This window comes from Candidatus Nitrospira nitrosa (genome assembly GCF_001458735.1).
GTDB lineage: Bacteria > Nitrospirota > Nitrospiria > Nitrospirales > Nitrospiraceae > Nitrospira_D > Nitrospira_D nitrosa.
The window spans coordinates 1,358,478-1,373,612 of sequence record NZ_CZQA01000001.1; the positions used below are offsets into that span (position 1 = coordinate 1,358,478).

Genomic DNA, 15,135 nt, shown 5'->3' on the forward strand with positions numbered 1-15,135 from the left:
CTGCGCCTCCTATGCGGGCTCTGAGTATTTTGAATAAAGCTATCACAGACTGTACAGTCTGTCCTCGGCTGGTCACCTATCGGCAAGCGATAGCACAGCAGAAGCGGAAGCAATTTCTGGATTGGGACTATTGGGGTCGGCCGGTACCTGGCTTTGGAGATTCCCGAGCCAGGCTCTATGTGCTTGGCCTTGCTCCAGCGGCGCATGGAGGGAATCGGACTGGGCGAGTATTTACCGGTGACCGAAGTGGAGATTGGCTGTATGAGGCACTCTATCGACATGGGTTTGCCAACCAACCCACATCGCACCATCGAGATGACGGCTTGTCATTGAAGGACTGTTACATCGGGGCGACAGTTCGTTGTGCGCCACCGGGGAACAAACCCACGCCGGACGAGTTTTTGAGCTGTCGCCAGTACTTGCAGGCAGAAATTCGCTTACTGAAGAATCATCGTGTCGTGGTTGCCTTAGGGAAAATTGCTTTCGACCACTATCTCAAGACCTGTCGTTCTCAAGGTCGCATGATTCCAGTACCAGCTCCCAAGTTTGGACATGGCGCTGTCTACCGACTTCCCTGGGGAGTAACTCTGATAGGTTCCTATCACCCAAGCCAACAAAACACGTTTACAGGGAAATTGACCCGGCCGATGTTCCACGCAGTATTTCAGGGGGCGAGGAAAGAAATAGACGGACTCCGAAGTCGGCTTTAACCGTTCCGCCCTAGCCCAACACACCTCACCAAACTCATGTCTTGTGCACTACCTGCGAGTCATCACAGGGCTACTGCTGCCCCTTTGCCTTCCAGTCGTCGAGGAACCTCTTGAGGCCGGAATCGGTGAGTGGGTGTTTAAAAAGTGCCTGGAATATGTTGTAGGGCATCGTGCAGATATGGCCACCGGCTAAGGCTGCTTCCACGACGTGCTGTGGATGACGAACGCTTGCCACCAATACTAGTGTCTTGTAATCATAGTTCTTATAGATCGTCAGGATCTGTCGGATAAGCTCCATACCATTTGAGCTGATATCATCGAGTCGTCCAATGAAAGGTGATACGCACCAAGCTCCGGCTTTCGCCGCTAACATGGCCTGAGTCGGGGAAAAGCAGAGGGTCACGTTCACCTTGATGCCCTCGGCGGCTAACCGCTTTGTGGCCTTCAACCCCTCCGGGATCAAGGGACATTTCACCACAATATTCTGATGAATCTTGGCCAGCTCTTTGCCTTCCTTGACCATGGCGTCTGCTTCTATACTTACAACCTCGGCGCTGATCGGCCCATCGACAATCTTGCACACCTCTTGCAGCATTTCTCGAAAACTACGACCTTCCTTCACGACCAAGGAGGGATTTGTTGTGACACCATCAAGCAGCCCGAAGCTGGCGGCCTCCTGGATTTCCTTCACGTTGGCGGTATCGAGATAAATCTTCATGATTGTCCCTTTCCTCACGAAGAAACAGTGGACGGATATCAATTCTACTTACCTATCGGTCATTTTATGAGGAACTCAGTCGCAGTGCAACTTAATCAGTTCAAAAGTTTGACAGAAGTTGCACAGGACGTTAGGATTTTTACGGTTTTTTCACTCCATCACGTACTGGAGAAATTATGATGCGACAACTAATTTATCTGTTGTGTGTTTGTAGCTTGGTGACCGCCTGCGGAGGGAGTAATCCTTATCTGGAAGCGTCGCTGAAGCCGGCTGAGCTTCAAGGGAAGGATAAAGCCTGGTTTGAGAAAAATTGGGGGGCTCCCACTGGGAAAGCGTCCCGGTTTTTTGGGGGAGAGACTTGGACATACTACAGTATTGCTGGAGGGAAATCAGGCCCGCCACTATTCAACTTTAAACCCAACGAATGTCAGATCACTCTCAAGTTTGACAAGAATGAAAAACTCTCCGACTACAGTTACTCTTCAGGGTGCTAGCTGGAACTCTATTTAGGATGCCTTCTCTGAAACTGTGTGGAGCTGGATTACCCTAGGGCTAGGCTCGACGTCTAGACAGGGTGCTCATCCCTGAACTTTCCTGCGCATTCCTTGCTACAGAAACAATATTCCCGTCCTCCGATCTGTTCGATTAGGGCTATTCGCCTCGGGACGAATATCTGACAGACAGGGTCTTGGATCATCTGATCCTGTACGTCATCTTGACTCTGTGTGGATGAATTTCCATGACCATTCTGAAGTGGAGTCTTGAAGCCACGAAACATGCGTCGTAGTAGGTAGTAAAGAATGGTGAGGAGCAAACTGACAAGAATGAGTCTATACATAGTGGTCTACTACTAGCTGGCCCACAATCCTAAGGAGGGTCAGCGTTACCTGTCAAGGTGACCACCACCAGTCTTCGATTGTATACCACTGTTCGCCTAACAAGTTCATTTGGTCTATTTTGAGTAGGTCTTATTGGGGCTCGCCTTATGGTGTCATACAGTACTTCAGGAGGACTGGTTTTCCCTATCTCATGATGCTAAAGTGCGCACCTATGAAGACCTGCGATAAATGCCATGGAGCGATGCTTCCAGAACGAGCAGTGGATTTGGATGCTGGACTGGCGATCACGGTATTTGCGTGCTTAAACTGTGGTCGTCGGAAAGCAGCGGATCAGGAACCTCGGCCGATCACGGCGCGACACTAATTCTTCCTGTCTCCAAACTACTACACGGTGCTGGGTGAGCATATCGGGAGGCAATGGGTCGGTCCACGTGCCTTGTCCGGTTACGCCTATTGACTCCTCGCCTCTGAGAGGAGCTCCCTCTCATTTCACCTGGCCAGTGGTAAGAACACAGCCTCAAGACCAAGAAACAATAAGGAGCAGGTTCCCTATTCTGAAGTGATCAGGTGCAAGCTCCAAGCTGTGCGCCTTATTTTCAAGGAATTCTGCGCTCTTTAGTCTGATCTGGCTTGTCCAATATGGAAAGCGATAGACCATTCGACATCTGGAGAGAAATAATAAGCCCCTCAGAATTCAGTCGGAAGCAATGCTTTCTGTAGTGGATCACTAGCGAAGACTTAAGACATCCATCATATCGTACAGACCGGGTGGCTGGCGGACGACCCATCGTGCAGCACGGAGAGCTCCACGGGCAAAGGTATCGCGGCTACTGGCTCGATGTGTCACCTCTATGCGTTCGCCCATGCCACCAAACAGAACAGTGTGGTCTCCAACGATATCACCGGCGCGAATGGTTTGGATTCCAATTTCCCCTTTGGTCCGTTCCCCGATCAATCCTTTACGAGCATAGACACCGACTTGATTCAGGTCACGGCTTACGGAACGTGCAAGGACTTCGGCAATCTTGAGGGCTGTGCCGCTTGGAGCGTCTTTCTTCAACCTGTGGTGGGCCTCAATCACTTCGATATCGTAGTCGTCTCCAAGGGTCTTAGCCATCTCACTGATGACTTTGTAGAGGAGGTTGATACCGACGCTCATGTTTGGAGAAAACACACAGGGAATGTGCTGGGTGAGCGCTTTAAGTTCATCGAGCTGGCTGGTTGAGAATCCGGTTGTTCCAATGACCGCTGCGCGACGTGAACGAACGACCGTCTGCATGTGATCAAGGGTCGCCCCGGGAGAAGAAAAGTCAATTACGACCTCCCCTCGCTCCATCAAGGCCGATAGATCATCCGTGATTGGGATACCCGCGCGTCCTGATCCAGCGAATTCACCCGCATCCTCTCCCAATGCTGGGTGGCCTTTCCCCTCTAGTGCGCCTGCCAGCATCAATGCGGTGGAATCCCTGACTAGTGATACCAACCTGCATCCCATTCGTCCGGCCGCTCCGGCTACAACGACTTTGATCATCTTTTTCCCACCATCAGTATCGTTAATGTGCGATCAATGAGGCCTCCTTAAGGGCCTGAATCAGCTTCTCGCGTGTGTCTTGCGCCATTGGGCAGAGTGGCAGGCGCAGCTCTGGGTCGATTTTGCCCATCAAGCTCAATGCTTCCTTCACTGGAATCGGATTCGTCTCGAAGAACAGCGCGGCAAAGAGAGGAGAGAGTTTAAAATGAATACGTCGAGCGTCCGCGATTTTTCCTTCGGCAAAGGTCTTTACAAGCCCGGCCATTTCGGCGGGGACGATGTTTGCCGTCACAGTAATGACACCCTTCCCACCGACCGCCATCATCGGGAGGGTGAGAGCATCATCACCGGCTAGCACAGTGAGGCGGTCGCCACACATCTGTACGATGTCCGAGGCTTGCTGGACGGATCCACTCCCTTCCTTGACACCAACAATGGTCGGAAGAGCGGTGAGACGGGCAATCGTGGCCGGGAGCATGTTCACTCCGGTACGACCGGGAATGTTGTACAGGACCAAGGGAAGGTCGACAGCCTCGGCAACGGCTCGGTAATGGCGGTACAGGCCTTCTTGTGTGGGTTTATTGTAGTAGGGAGTGATCAATAATGACCCATCGGCGCCGGCCTGCTTCGCATGTTTTGTGAGGGCAATAGCTTCGTCCGTACTATTTGATCCGGTGCCGGCAACCACTGGGACACGACGTCGGGCAACCTCCACCGTTAGCTCAATCACTCGATTATGCTCATCATGAGAAAGAGTGGCGGACTCCCCGGTCGTTCCGCACGGGACAATACCGTTCGTCCCATTGGCAATCTGCCATTCAATCAGGTCAGCCAGAGCCCGTTCATCGACCTTGCCCTTTCGAAATGGTGTCACGATTGCGACAAGAGATCCTGTAAACATGTTCACTCCGTTTCATTCAGGAACGAGGGGATTATTTCCCCTTTGACAAGATCATCGTACGTTTCACGGTCACGAATGACGTGGAATTCTCCACCTTTGACGAGTACTTCCGGGACCCTCGGTCGAGAGTTGTAGTTTGAAGCCATCACAAAACCGTAGGCTCCGGCACTCATGACCGCCAACAAGTCATCGGGTTGTATGTTCGGCAACGAGCGATCTTTGGCCAGGAAATCTCCTGACTCACACACGGGTCCAACAATATCCACCAGCTGTTTAGGGCGATGGGCCGCTGCTTCGTTCACCGGCCGAATCTCGTGGTACGCACCATACAAACTGGGGCGAATAAGATCGTTCATGGCCGCGTCGACGATGACGAAGTGCTTTGTCTCACCAGCCTTCTCGTACAACGCCTTGGTCACCAGGATCCCTGCGTTGCCGACGATGACACGGCCCGGTTCCATGACCAGTGTTAGCCCCAACCCTTTGACGAGGGGCGAAATCGCGTGAGCCAGATCTTGAGGCAACGGCGGCTTCTCATCGGAATAGGTGATGCCAAGTCCGCCGCCGATATTCAGATAACGAATGTTGATGTCATGGCTTTTTAGCGTGTCAATCAGAGCCACGACCTTCCGCAACGAATCGACGAACGGCGTCACATCCGTCAACTGTGAGCCGATATGAGCATGAACTCCAACGACGTCGATGTGGCTCATCGAAGATGCTATTTTGTATTCTTCCAACGCACGATCGGCTGCGATCCCGAACTTACTTTTCTTCATCCCTGTTGAAATATACGGATGTGTCTTAGGGTCCACATCGGGATTGATTCGCAATGCGATTCGAGCCTTCATGCCGACCGAAGCGGCCACGTCGTTGATCGCACGGATTTCAGCCGCCGACTCGACGTTGAACATGAGGATATTTGCCTTGAGCGCGTCACGAATTTCGTCCGGTGACTTGCCGACACCGGCAAAGACGATTTTGGATGCAGGTACGCCGGCCTTCATGGCTCTGAACAGTTCACCGCCAGATACAATATCCACTCCGCTCCCTTCTCGTGCCATCAGCCGCAGAATGGCGAGATTGGAGTTGGCCTTCATCGCAAAGGCGATGACATGCGGGATATCCTTGAACGCGCTGTCATAAGCATGAAAATGACGGATGAGAGTCTCGTGGCTGTAGATATAACAAGGAGTGCCCAGTTCTTTCGCGATCCGGCTGACGGGCACTCGCTCGCAGTATAGTTCGCCCTGTTGATACTCAAAGCTATTCATCGTCTCAATCCTTACTCAAATGGAGGTTCGTCCGCTCAGCATCACCGAGTCCCCACTGGTTGCGAAGATGGAAGGCCCATGTCGTGCGCGTCCATAGACAGGTCAGGAGCTCCTGTCTCTACTGCCTCGTGTTCTGCCTGGAGGGCATGTTGTTTCTTTTGCTTTTCAATGGTAGGGGCAACGCCCACATACTCAGGAGGAACAGGGGACCCCACGGCGCCACAGGCGCTCAACAGCCCTGTAGAGATCAGAATCACCAGTGCTCTCATGAGAGGTGCTTCTCCAGCTCTTTGATCCGTTGCTCCACTCGAGCTCGGGCGGTACCGCCAACTTGCCCTTTGTGATCGATCGCAGCCACGGTAGTCAATCGGGCGAACACGTCCTGTGTGATTCGCCCGGAAAATCCTCGTAACTCTTCAAGCGAGAGATCGGTCACCTCACAGCTTCGATCGAGAGCCGCTCGAACGATCCGTCCCGTAATGCCGTGTGCCTCACGAAACGGCACGCCCTTCATGACCAAGTAGTCAGCCAGCTCGGTGGCCAGCAGTCCGCCCCCTTGCAATGCGCTTATGAGCCTTTCTCGGTTGACTTGTATATGGCGCATCAATTCGGCCATCACCTCAAGCGAGGAAGCTACCGTATCCAGGGCGTCAAAAAGGGCGGGTTTATCTTCCTGTAAGTCCCGATTATAGGTAAGAGGCAGGGCTTTCAGTACGGTCAACAGGTTGAGCAAGTGCCCGTATACACGACCTGTCTTTCCGCGAACCAGCTCGGGGATATCCGGGTTCTTTTTCTGCGGCATCATACTGCTTCCCGTGCAGAAGGCATCGGGCAAATCGACGAATTGGAACTCTTGCGAGGCCCACAGGATCAATTCTTCACTGAGCCGTGACAAATGCATCATTACGATGGAAAGGGCCGAGGCCACTTCAATCATGAAATCGCGATCAGACACGGCGTCCATACTGTTCGCGGTAACGGCAGGGAAATCTAATAACTCCGCCGTATACCGCCGATTAATCGGATAATTCGTGCCGGCCAGGGCACCGGATCCCAGCGGCATGACATTGAGTCGGCGTCTTGCGTCATGCAATCGCCCCTTGTCCCGTTCGAGCATCTCGACATAGGCTAATAGGTGGTGAGCGAACAAGACCGGTTGAGCTCGTTGGAGATGGGTATAGCCAGGCATCACCACCGTACGGTTCTCCGCAGCCTTTTCAACCAATGCACGTTGCAGATCGAGCAGCCGTGAGTGGAGTGTGTCCAAATGGGCGCGTAAATACAGCCGAATGTCCAACGCAACCTGATCATTCCGGCTTCGACCGGTGTGCAATTTCCCTCCCAAGGGGCCGATGATCTCCGTTAATCGCCGCTCGATCGCCATGTGAATATCTTCGTCGTGCGCAGTAAAGGCAAACTGACCACGGTCCAGCTCTCTTTTCACAGTGTCCAGCCCACGAATGATTTTTCGGGCTTCTGTTTCTGTCAGGACCTTTGCTTTTGCAAGGGTTTTACAGTGTGCAATGCTTCCGGCAATATCCTCGGCATAGAGCCGACCGTCCACCGTCACCGAGCGTGTAAAGGTCTCTACCAAGCGATGAGTCTTCTCCCGAAACCGACCATCCCAGGCTTTCCCTGCCTGGTCAGGGGCCTTCGGAGGTTGTTTGCGTTTGGCCATCAGGACGAGGCTTTCTTTCGTTGCGCGCGGATCTTGAGCCGCAATGCGTTCAATCGGATGAACCCTTCGGCATCCTTCTGGTTATAGACATCATCTTCCTCGAAGGTGGCGATGTCCAATCGGTACAGTGACCGCTTCGATTTGCGCCCCGCCAATGTACAACTCCCCTTATAGAGCTTGACCCGTGCAATACCGCTGACGTCTTTCTGGGCGTCATCGATCGCGGCTTGCAGCATCTCACGCTCCGGACTGAACCAATAGCCGTTGTAGATCAAGCCGGCAAACCGTGGGATCAAACTATCGCGGAAATGCAGGACCTCACGGTCCATCGTCAAGGACTCGATTCCTCGATGCGCCACATGGAGAATCGTGCCTCCCGGTGTTTCGTACACTCCGCGCGATTTCATCCCGACATAGCGGTTTTCTACCAGATCAATGCGGCCAATTCCGTGTGCGCCACCCACCGTATTGAGATGGGCAAGTAAGGCTGCGGGACGCATCTTCTTTCCATCGACGGCAACCGGATTGCCCGCTTGATATTCGATCTCGATTTCCAGAGGCTTATTCGGCGCTTTTTCCGGAGAGACGGTCAATTGGAAGATTTCGTCCGGTGGCGACTCCCAGGGGTCCTCGAGAATACCGCCCTCATAGCTGATATGGAACAGATTGGGGTCGGTGCTGTACGGTTTAGCCTTGGTTGCGGTCACAGGGATGCCGTGCTGTTCGGCATACTCAATGAGTTCACGGCGAGACCGCATGGTCCACTCACGCCAGGGAGCGATGATCTTGAGCTGCGGGGCGAGTGCCATGTAAGTGAGCTCAAAGCGCACCTGGTCGTTGCCTTTTCCCGTGGCTCCGTGCGATACGGCTTCGGCGCCTTCTTTTAGCGCGATCTCGGCTTGTCGGCGGGCAATCAACGGGCGAGCGATCGATGTCCCGAGGAGATAACAGCCTTCATACAGGGCATTGCCGCGCAACATCGGGAAGACATAATCTTTGACAAAGGTCTCTCGTAGATCCTCCACGTAGACTTTCTTGACGCCGAGCGCTTGGGCCTTGGCCTTCACGGCTTTCAGATCTTCTCCCTGCCCAAGATCGGCACAAAAGGCGATGATCTCGGCATGATAGGTTTCCTGAAGCCACTTGAGGATGACCGAGGTGTCGAGTCCTCCGGAGTAAGCCAAGACGATTTTCTTGAGTGATGTGGGTCTCATGGTGAAATCGCTATCGAGCGCCTTTCTTGCGGGTAAGAAGTTGAGTCAAAATCGCTTTTTGCATATGCAGCCGATTCTCTGCTTGATCGATGACAACAGACTGCGGGCCATCCAACACATCGGCGCTAATCTCCTCTCCTCGATGGGCCGGCAAGCAGTGCATGACGATCGCATCGGGTTTGGCCCGTTGCAGGAGTCGCTGATTGAGTTGGTAGGGGGACAGGATGCGTAACCGTCTGGCTTGTTCCCGCTCGCGCCCCATACTGATCCATACATCGGTGTAGACGACATCCGCTTCCTTCACGGCCACAAGTGGATTCTCTACCACCTCAACGGCGGCTCCGGTAGCCTGTCCATCCATCCTGGCACGGTCGATGACACGCTGATCCGGCTGATAGCCGGAGGGACATCCAATGACCACGTGCATCCCTACCTTAGCACCTGCTTCGATGAGTGAGTTGGCGACGTTGTTGCCGTCTCCGATGTAGGCCAGACGGAGTCCCTTGAGCCGTCCCTTGAGTTCTTGAATTGTCATCAGATCGGACAAGGCCTGACAGGGGTGACTGTGATCGGTAAGCCCATTGATGACCGGCATGGTGGCTTCCGTCGCCCATTCCTCGACGATCGCATGGTCATAGGTACGGATGACAATGCCGTCGAGATACCGGGATATGACGCGGGCCGTGTCTGCAACCGTCTCTCCGCGAGACAGTTGAATGTCGCTCATCGGCAGTGCCAGGGCGTGGCCGCCGAGTTGGTTCATGCCTGCCTCAAAGGACACGCGAGTTCTCGTCGATGGCTTTTGGAAGAGAAGCCCCAGCGTCTTCCCGCGAAGCAACCGATGTGGGATACCCTGGTGCTGCTTCTTCTTCAGGGTGCTTGCCAGTCGTAAGAGCGCAAGGACTTGCATCCGTGGCATGGTGGCCACGTCAAGCAGATCTTTGGCGTATCCTTTGGTACCGCGTGGATGTTGTGTTCGTCCGCTCATCAGTGATGAGAATCTTTTTCCGCAGTCTGGCGTTGGGTAAAGAGGGCTGCGAGGAGATCCAAGAGTCGGTCGATCTCCGGCTGTGTCATGATCAAGGGTGGGACCATACGCAGCACATGCTCATTCGCGGCATTCAATAGCACGCCACGCGCCAGCGCATCGGCCACCACCGTCCTGGCATCCACCGTCAATTCCATGCCTTGCAACAGGCCAAGCCCTCGCACCTCTTGGACGACTCGAAACCGGTTCTTACAGTCGGCTAACCCCTTGGCCAAATATTCTCCCATCCGCTTCGCGTTCTCCAAGACAGGTCCTTCAAGCAGCACGTGGCAGACGGCGAGCGCGGCTGCACAAGCCAGTGGATTCCCGCCGAAGGTTGAAGCATGGGAGCCAGGGGTGAATGCCGCCGCCACCGCGTCTTTGGCGAGGCATGCGCCGATCGGGACTCCTCCAGCGAGACCCTTGGCCAAGGTCATGATGTCGGGTTGGACCCCAAGTTGCTCATAGGCGAAGAGGGTTCCGGTTCGTCCCATGCCGGTTTGAATCTCATCAAAAATCAGGAGGATGTCTTTTTGAGTACAAAGCTGCCTGAGGTTTCTTAAATACTCTCGATCGGCAACATGGACCCCGCCTTCCGCTTGGATCGGCTCCAGCATGATGGCCGCTGTTCTCTCAGTAACGAGAGACTCGATGGCCGTGAAGTCATTGAACGGAGCGTAGGCGAATCCGGGCATCAAAGGTTCAAAGCCCTTTTGAACCTTTTCTTGACCGGTCGCTGTGACCATGGCGAGGGTTCGTCCGTGGAATGAATTCTTCATCGTGATAATTTCAAAACGAGCAGCGCCATAGCGCTCATGTCCGTAGCGGCGGGCCAACTTGATCGCGGCTTCGTTGGCTTCGGCGCCGCTGTTACAGAAGAATGCGCGGTCTGCGAATGAATGGTCGACCAGCAAGCGGGCCAACTTCACTTGAGGTTCGGTGTAATAAAGATTCGAGGTATGGATGAGCTGAGCGGCTTGGCGTTGGATCGCCTGGACAAGATCCGGATGCCCATACCCGAGAATATTCACTGCGATTCCAGCCACAAAATCCAGGTACTCGCGCCCCTCCAGATCATAGACTTTCGTACCTCGCCCCCTCACGATCGAGAGTGGTTGGCGGTTGTACGTCTGCATCAGATATTTGGCCGCGTCGTCTTTCAATTCTTCAGTCGGCATATGACGTATCCCCTTATAAAGAAAGGAAAGCTAGCACAGGGTCAGTAGGAAGAGCAATAAGTGAGCAGGGAAGTAGAGGGCCTCAAAAGAGCGGTAGGGTCGGTACTCAAGCTGGGAGCGCAACATCGTTTCAAATCATCCTCTCTTCCATTTCGGAGTGTGGTAAGCTGCCATGCCATGACGATGTGTGGGCAGTGTCAGCAGCAGAATCCCGATGATGCCAACTTCTGCCATCAGTGTGGCGCGAAGTTGATGGACGTGAGGGCCTCCTCCGACGAGACAGCCGCTGGGAGTACCACGGCTCAACCGATTCAGGACGAAGAGACGCGCTGGCGTCGATTTATCGGACCCAATGCCGATTATTATTTAAGAGTCTTCAAGAAATTTTCGTTGAACGGGCAACCGCGGTTTGCCCTGTCATGGAACTGGCCGGCGTTTCTCTATATCTCGTTTCTTTGGTTTCTGTATCGGAAGATGTATCTCCACGCGTTCGTCTATGCCGTCGGCCCGATGGTCTCAACCTATCTCACGGGGGATGTGTCAGCCGGGATCATCTGGAGCGTCATGGCGGGCGCGACGGCCAACTATCTCTACTATTGGCATTGCCGGGAACATATCGGGGAAATAAAGCAAACGGGTCGGATGGACCCTGTGGCTCAAGACACCGCGCTGAAAGAATCCGGCGGCGTGCAACCCTACGTCATTTGGGTCGGTGTCGTCTTCTATCTCATTTTCCTGGCGACATTGGTCAAAATGGTTCAGGAAGGGCCACCTGATACTGACCAGCCACCTGGTCGGCCGGCAAAGCACGCGGTTCTATCGCCACAAGCATGACCTTCAAGGACCGTGAGTATCCAGTGGTCACCTTGATGTAAGAGAGGAATTACGATGGCTCGATTAGTCTTGCTGCGTCACGGGGAATCGCAATGGAATTTGGAAAATCGGTTTACGGGGTGGGTGGACGTGCCGCTCTCTCAAAAGGGAGTGGAGGAGGCCAAGCAAGCCGGTGAAAAGCTTCGGGGATTTACCTTTCATCGCGCCTTTACCTCGGTCCTCATGAGGGCCAATGAGACCCTGCGGATTGTATTGGAGACGATCGGCCAGACACAGATCCCCATAGAAAAGGACAAAGCCTTGAATGAACGGATGTACGGGGAGCTCCAGGGACTGAATAAGGCAGAAACGGCCCAAAAGTACGGCGATGCGCAGGTAAAAATCTGGCGGCGGAGTTATGACGTCAGGCCGCCTGGCGGGGAGAGTTTGAAAGATACGGCAGAACGAGCCTTGCCCTATTATGAAACGATGATCAAGCCGCACCTCTCGAAGGGCGAGACGATCATCATTGCTGCGCATGGTAACAGTCTACGCGCGTTGGTCATGCAGCTGGATCAACTCTCGAAAGAAGCGGTCTTGGAGCTGAATATTCCGACTGGAGTGCCGCTGTTGTACGAGCTTGATGAGAGCGGTAAGGTCTTGTCGCATCGGTATCTGTAACAGAGCCGCAGAGCAGCATTGAGAGTTGTGTGGAGCTCAGAGTACCGCAGATGATGGCAGGTCGTGTTGGTAGGGCTTTTCCTCTCAACATGTTACGAGGCCGGCTAGCGTGGGTAGTGGGTTTTCGCTTTGCTCGTGTGTCTAGCCGATTCAATCGCTCAACACTTCAAACGTGGGAAGACTGAGTCGAATTCTTAGGTAGCTATCCACTCTGGTCCAGCAGTCTGCCGTACTCCGCAGCAGGCGCATAGTCGATCAATAACACAAGCAGCTTCTCGCGATCTCCTGATTCAATTAGGCCCAGGTCTTCTATGAGGCCTGCTGTCTCGGCACAGATTCCCGTGGGGTTGATCCCTTCCTGATCCACCAGATGCGCATAGCGTTCACGCCGTTGAGTCAATTCCGGTTGATACTCTACCCACGTGCCTGTCCCTAGCTGACCTGAAGGCCACCACTGAGCCTGGATAGACTCGAACAGGTCTTCGGTGATGAGGGCTCTGTACTTGGAAAGGATATGGGCGTCGATCGCCGCGAGGACCCAGTAGAGATTCAGGGAGAGAATCTCTCTGGCGATGTGGGGGACTTGGGACTCAGCGACCTCGATACCATATTCCCCCAGCTGTGAGGGAGTAATGGGGGGAGGGATCGTCTTGAATAGTGCCGTCGCGGCTTCTGCTGATGTCATAGCTTTTGGACAGCATACTGCACCAGATATTTCCTCCTCAAGCGGTGCCGGAAAGCCTGTAGATGGATCCATCCGATATCGATGAAGTTGAATACCTAGTCTCTAGAGGCCGGAGCAATATCCGGATCCAAGAAATGCGAACCCTATGCCAGCGAGCAATTGGTCGCATGAATTGGTGCAATGGGGAGAATTTGGCCGAAGAAACGCGGAGAAGCTATGGAGAGGAATGTAACTCAGCCCTCCCGACTCATCAAATGGCCGGGAGGGGACATGTTGCGAATTCAGCGAGTTGCGACTTTTTGAACCACGGCCCCTAATGGGGCGGCAGCTCGGGTTCCGGAAGGCTGCTCGTCTGAGGAGGCGATCGGCGGGCCTGATTGAGTCACGATGATCTCAACGCGCCGGTTCTTGGTCCGGCCTTCCTCCGTATCGTTCGTCGCAACGGGTTTGGAGTCAGCATAGCCGATGGCCCTGACGCGATCGGCACCCAGTCCACCTTTGATCAACGCGCGGCTGGCGTTTTCAGCGCGAAACTGGGACAGCTCAGCGTTATCCTTAAACGGACGCTTAGGATTATATTTGACGGGGATACTGTCGGTATGCCCGGCCACTTCGATGCTCTCAGGACGGAATTTACGCAAGGCTACACCGATGCGCTTGACCAAGGAGGCGCCTGCCGTCGTCATGGTCACTCGTCCTACGCCGAAGAGTTCTCCTGAAGCCAATGCGAGCGTAAGCTTGTCACCGCGTTGCTCCATCACCACGGTGCCTCGTTTCAGTTCCTCCTTGAGGGCAGCCGTCAACTGTTCATTAACCTTGGTGAGCCCAGGTGAGAGGCGCGCAACGGCCTGTTGTGGAAAGGCATTCTTCATAGAGGGCGTTATCTTAGCCGGTTTCGGCAGGCTCTTCCCCACGCTTGCCAAGATGCGCTTGGCCTGGACGAGTTGCGAGTCGCGGCTGGCGAGTTCCGTTTTCAACTCTTGGTCCTTGGCCACCAACTGCAGGTCGAGGTCTGCGATACGCTGCATGGCAACATCAAGCTGGTCGTTGCTGATCGAAAATTGGCGATCGATATCGGCGACCTGTTGCCTGGCCAACTCCAGACTGCTCTTGGTCCGGTTCAGCTCCTGAGACATCTGTTGGTGGGTGTCTCGCTGCGTGCAGATTCCCGAGAGTTCCTGCTCTTTCTGATTGAGTTGCGCTTCCAAGGCCTCCGCACGGGTTTTTTCCGCATTCAACTGAGTGGCTGCTGCGGTGGTCTTTTCTCGTAGAAGAGACAGTTCCTTTTCCTTAGCCGTCAGCTGTTGCAGGAGCAGTTCAAGGCGAGCTTTTTCCTGCTCGATGTCCGCGTCAGCCTTTTCCTTCTCTTTTGCCGCCGCGGCCTCCGCTTCCTCCGGTTGACTCTGGGGGGGTACATCGATGGTAATGGACGTCATGGGGGTAATGGCCGACACAAGGGCAGGGTCATCAGAAGAGGCAACTTGTTGAGCAGAGGATGTCTTCTGGCCGTCTTGCTGCCCAGGAGGTGCGTCTCCCGGCATCACAAGGGTCACGAGCGTGGCGAGAAGAGAGGGCTGCCCACCATCCGATCGAACATCAGCCGGCTGCCTCTCCTCCAAGGAATGAGTGGCTGCCGCCAGGCTCGACACATGTCCATTCACCGCAAGGGCGACGAGAAAGGCACAAGAGAGAATTTTCGTTGTCCTTATCATGACCCACCTCACAAAATGATAAAAGTCGGCAATCCGAAAAAATCCAGTTTCAAAATATGAACACCCAATACCTGGAGCATCCCCTTGTCCTGTTCACACGGCCTATGCCGACACCGAAACAGAAAAAAGCGATCCAGCCACAGCACGGGATCTGGTACGAAATACAGGCTCGCG

General features: G+C 54.1%; 14 protein-coding genes. 4 read left to right on the plus strand and 10 right to left on the minus strand.

The window, feature by feature from the left end:
• Positions 1-11: 11 nt before the first annotated feature.
• Positions 12-710, plus strand: a complete 699-nt coding sequence (locus tag COMA1_RS06455; RefSeq protein WP_090745434.1) for a uracil-DNA glycosylase — start codon at positions 12-14, stop codon at positions 708-710.
• A 70-nt stretch (positions 711-780) separates the two neighbouring features.
• On the opposite strand, the gene fsa is transcribed toward COMA1_RS06455, so the two are convergent.
• On the minus strand, positions 781-1,428 hold the full coding sequence (gene fsa / locus COMA1_RS06460; protein ID WP_090745437.1) for a fructose-6-phosphate aldolase: 648 nt from the start codon (positions 1,426-1,428) through the stop codon (positions 781-783).
• 176 nt (positions 1,429-1,604) lie between these two features.
• Here fsa and COMA1_RS06465 point away from each other — a divergent pair, with 176 nt between their 5' ends.
• Positions 1,605-1,922 carry a hypothetical protein gene (locus COMA1_RS06465; RefSeq protein ID WP_090745440.1) on the plus strand — a complete coding sequence of 106 codons (318 nt, stop codon included), beginning with the start codon at positions 1,605-1,607 and terminating at the stop codon, positions 1,920-1,922.
• Positions 1,923-2,994: 1,072 nt separating this feature from the next.
• On the opposite strand, the gene dapB is transcribed toward COMA1_RS06465, so the two are convergent.
• The 7 genes from dapB to COMA1_RS06510 all read right to left on the minus strand — a co-directional run bounded on the left by dapB (position 2,995) and on the right by COMA1_RS06510 (position 11,070).
• On the minus strand, positions 2,995-3,798 hold the full coding sequence (gene dapB / locus COMA1_RS06475; RefSeq protein ID WP_090745446.1) for a 4-hydroxy-tetrahydrodipicolinate reductase: 804 nt from the start codon (positions 3,796-3,798) through the stop codon (positions 2,995-2,997).
• Positions 3,799-3,820: 22 nt separating this feature from the next.
• Positions 3,821-4,699, minus strand: coding sequence for a 4-hydroxy-tetrahydrodipicolinate synthase (dapA, locus tag COMA1_RS06480; protein ID WP_090745449.1), 879 nt, complete (start codon positions 4,697-4,699; stop codon positions 3,821-3,823).
• 2 nt (positions 4,700-4,701) lie between these two features.
• Complete coding sequence (gene lysA, locus COMA1_RS06485; protein ID WP_090745451.1) at positions 4,702-5,973, minus strand: diaminopimelate decarboxylase; 1,272 nt, start codon at positions 5,971-5,973, stop codon at positions 4,702-4,704.
• Between the two features lie 265 nt (positions 5,974-6,238).
• A complete protein-coding gene (gene argH / locus COMA1_RS06495; RefSeq protein WP_090745457.1) occupies positions 6,239-7,651 on the minus strand; it encodes an argininosuccinate lyase in 1,413 nt (470 codons plus the stop codon).
• Positions 7,651-8,865 carry an argininosuccinate synthase gene (locus COMA1_RS06500; protein WP_090745460.1) on the minus strand — a complete coding sequence of 405 codons (1,215 nt, stop codon included), beginning with the start codon at positions 8,863-8,865 and terminating at the stop codon, positions 7,651-7,653. Before COMA1_RS06500 ends, argH begins: the two co-directional genes overlap by 1 nt.
• Positions 8,866-8,875: 10 nt before the next feature.
• Positions 8,876-9,853 carry an ornithine carbamoyltransferase gene (argF, locus tag COMA1_RS06505; RefSeq protein WP_090745462.1) on the minus strand — a complete coding sequence of 326 codons (978 nt, stop codon included), beginning with the start codon at positions 9,851-9,853 and terminating at the stop codon, positions 8,876-8,878.
• Positions 9,853-11,070, minus strand: coding sequence for an acetylornithine transaminase (locus COMA1_RS06510; protein WP_090745465.1), 1,218 nt, complete (start codon positions 11,068-11,070; stop codon positions 9,853-9,855). Before COMA1_RS06510 ends, argF begins: the two co-directional genes overlap by 1 nt.
• A gap of 177 nt (positions 11,071-11,247) precedes the next feature.
• Between COMA1_RS06510 and COMA1_RS06515 the strand changes: the two genes are divergently transcribed.
• Entirely contained in the window at positions 11,248-11,904 is a 657-nt protein-coding gene (locus tag COMA1_RS06515; protein ID WP_090745468.1) for a DUF2628 domain-containing protein, read from the plus strand.
• Positions 11,905-11,958: 54 nt separating this feature from the next.
• The gene (locus tag COMA1_RS06520; RefSeq protein WP_090745471.1) at positions 11,959-12,564 is read left to right on the plus strand and encodes a 2,3-bisphosphoglycerate-dependent phosphoglycerate mutase; all 606 of its coding nucleotides are present in this window, start codon (positions 11,959-11,961) and stop codon (positions 12,562-12,564) included.
• 202 nt (positions 12,565-12,766) lie between these two features.
• Here COMA1_RS06520 and COMA1_RS06525 read toward each other — a convergent pair whose 3' ends face one another.
• Complete coding sequence (locus tag COMA1_RS06525) at positions 12,767-13,249, minus strand: hypothetical protein (RefSeq protein ID WP_090745475.1); 483 nt, start codon at positions 13,247-13,249, stop codon at positions 12,767-12,769.
• A 281-nt stretch (positions 13,250-13,530) separates the two neighbouring features.
• Positions 13,531-14,961, minus strand: a complete 1,431-nt coding sequence (locus tag COMA1_RS06530; RefSeq protein ID WP_090745478.1) for an OmpA family protein — start codon at positions 14,959-14,961, stop codon at positions 13,531-13,533.
• Between the last annotated feature and the right edge of the window lie 174 nt (positions 14,962-15,135).

Excerpts from the sequence above, each read along its gene's own strand:
- COMA1_RS06455 (WP_090745434.1), top strand. The coding sequence starts at position 12 with ATGCGGGCTCTGAGTATTTTGAATAAAGCTATCACAGACTGTACAGTC.
- fsa (WP_090745437.1), bottom strand. The coding sequence starts at position 1,428 with ATGAAGATTTATCTCGATACCGCCAACGTGAAGGAAATCCAGGAGGCC.
- COMA1_RS06465 (WP_090745440.1), top strand. The coding sequence starts at position 1,605 with ATGATGCGACAACTAATTTATCTGTTGTGTGTTTGTAGCTTGGTGACC.
- dapB (WP_090745446.1), bottom strand. The coding sequence starts at position 3,798 with ATGATCAAAGTCGTTGTAGCCGGAGCGGCCGGACGAATGGGATGCAGG.
- dapA (WP_090745449.1), bottom strand. The coding sequence starts at position 4,699 with ATGTTTACAGGATCTCTTGTCGCAATCGTGACACCATTTCGAAAGGGC.
- lysA (WP_090745451.1), bottom strand. The coding sequence starts at position 5,973 with ATGAATAGCTTTGAGTATCAACAGGGCGAACTATACTGCGAGCGAGTG.
- argH (WP_090745457.1), bottom strand. The coding sequence starts at position 7,651 with ATGGCCAAACGCAAACAACCTCCGAAGGCCCCTGACCAGGCAGGGAAA.
- COMA1_RS06500 (WP_090745460.1), bottom strand. The coding sequence starts at position 8,865 with ATGAGACCCACATCACTCAAGAAAATCGTCTTGGCTTACTCCGGAGGA.
- argF (WP_090745462.1), bottom strand. The coding sequence starts at position 9,853 with ATGAGCGGACGAACACAACATCCACGCGGTACCAAAGGATACGCCAAA.
- COMA1_RS06510 (WP_090745465.1), bottom strand. The coding sequence starts at position 11,070 with ATGCCGACTGAAGAATTGAAAGACGACGCGGCCAAATATCTGATGCAG.
- COMA1_RS06515 (WP_090745468.1), top strand. The coding sequence starts at position 11,248 with ATGACGATGTGTGGGCAGTGTCAGCAGCAGAATCCCGATGATGCCAAC.
- COMA1_RS06520 (WP_090745471.1), top strand. The coding sequence starts at position 11,959 with ATGGCTCGATTAGTCTTGCTGCGTCACGGGGAATCGCAATGGAATTTG.
- COMA1_RS06525 (WP_090745475.1), bottom strand. The coding sequence starts at position 13,249 with ATGACATCAGCAGAAGCCGCGACGGCACTATTCAAGACGATCCCTCCC.
- COMA1_RS06530 (WP_090745478.1), bottom strand. The coding sequence starts at position 14,961 with ATGATAAGGACAACGAAAATTCTCTCTTGTGCCTTTCTCGTCGCCCTT.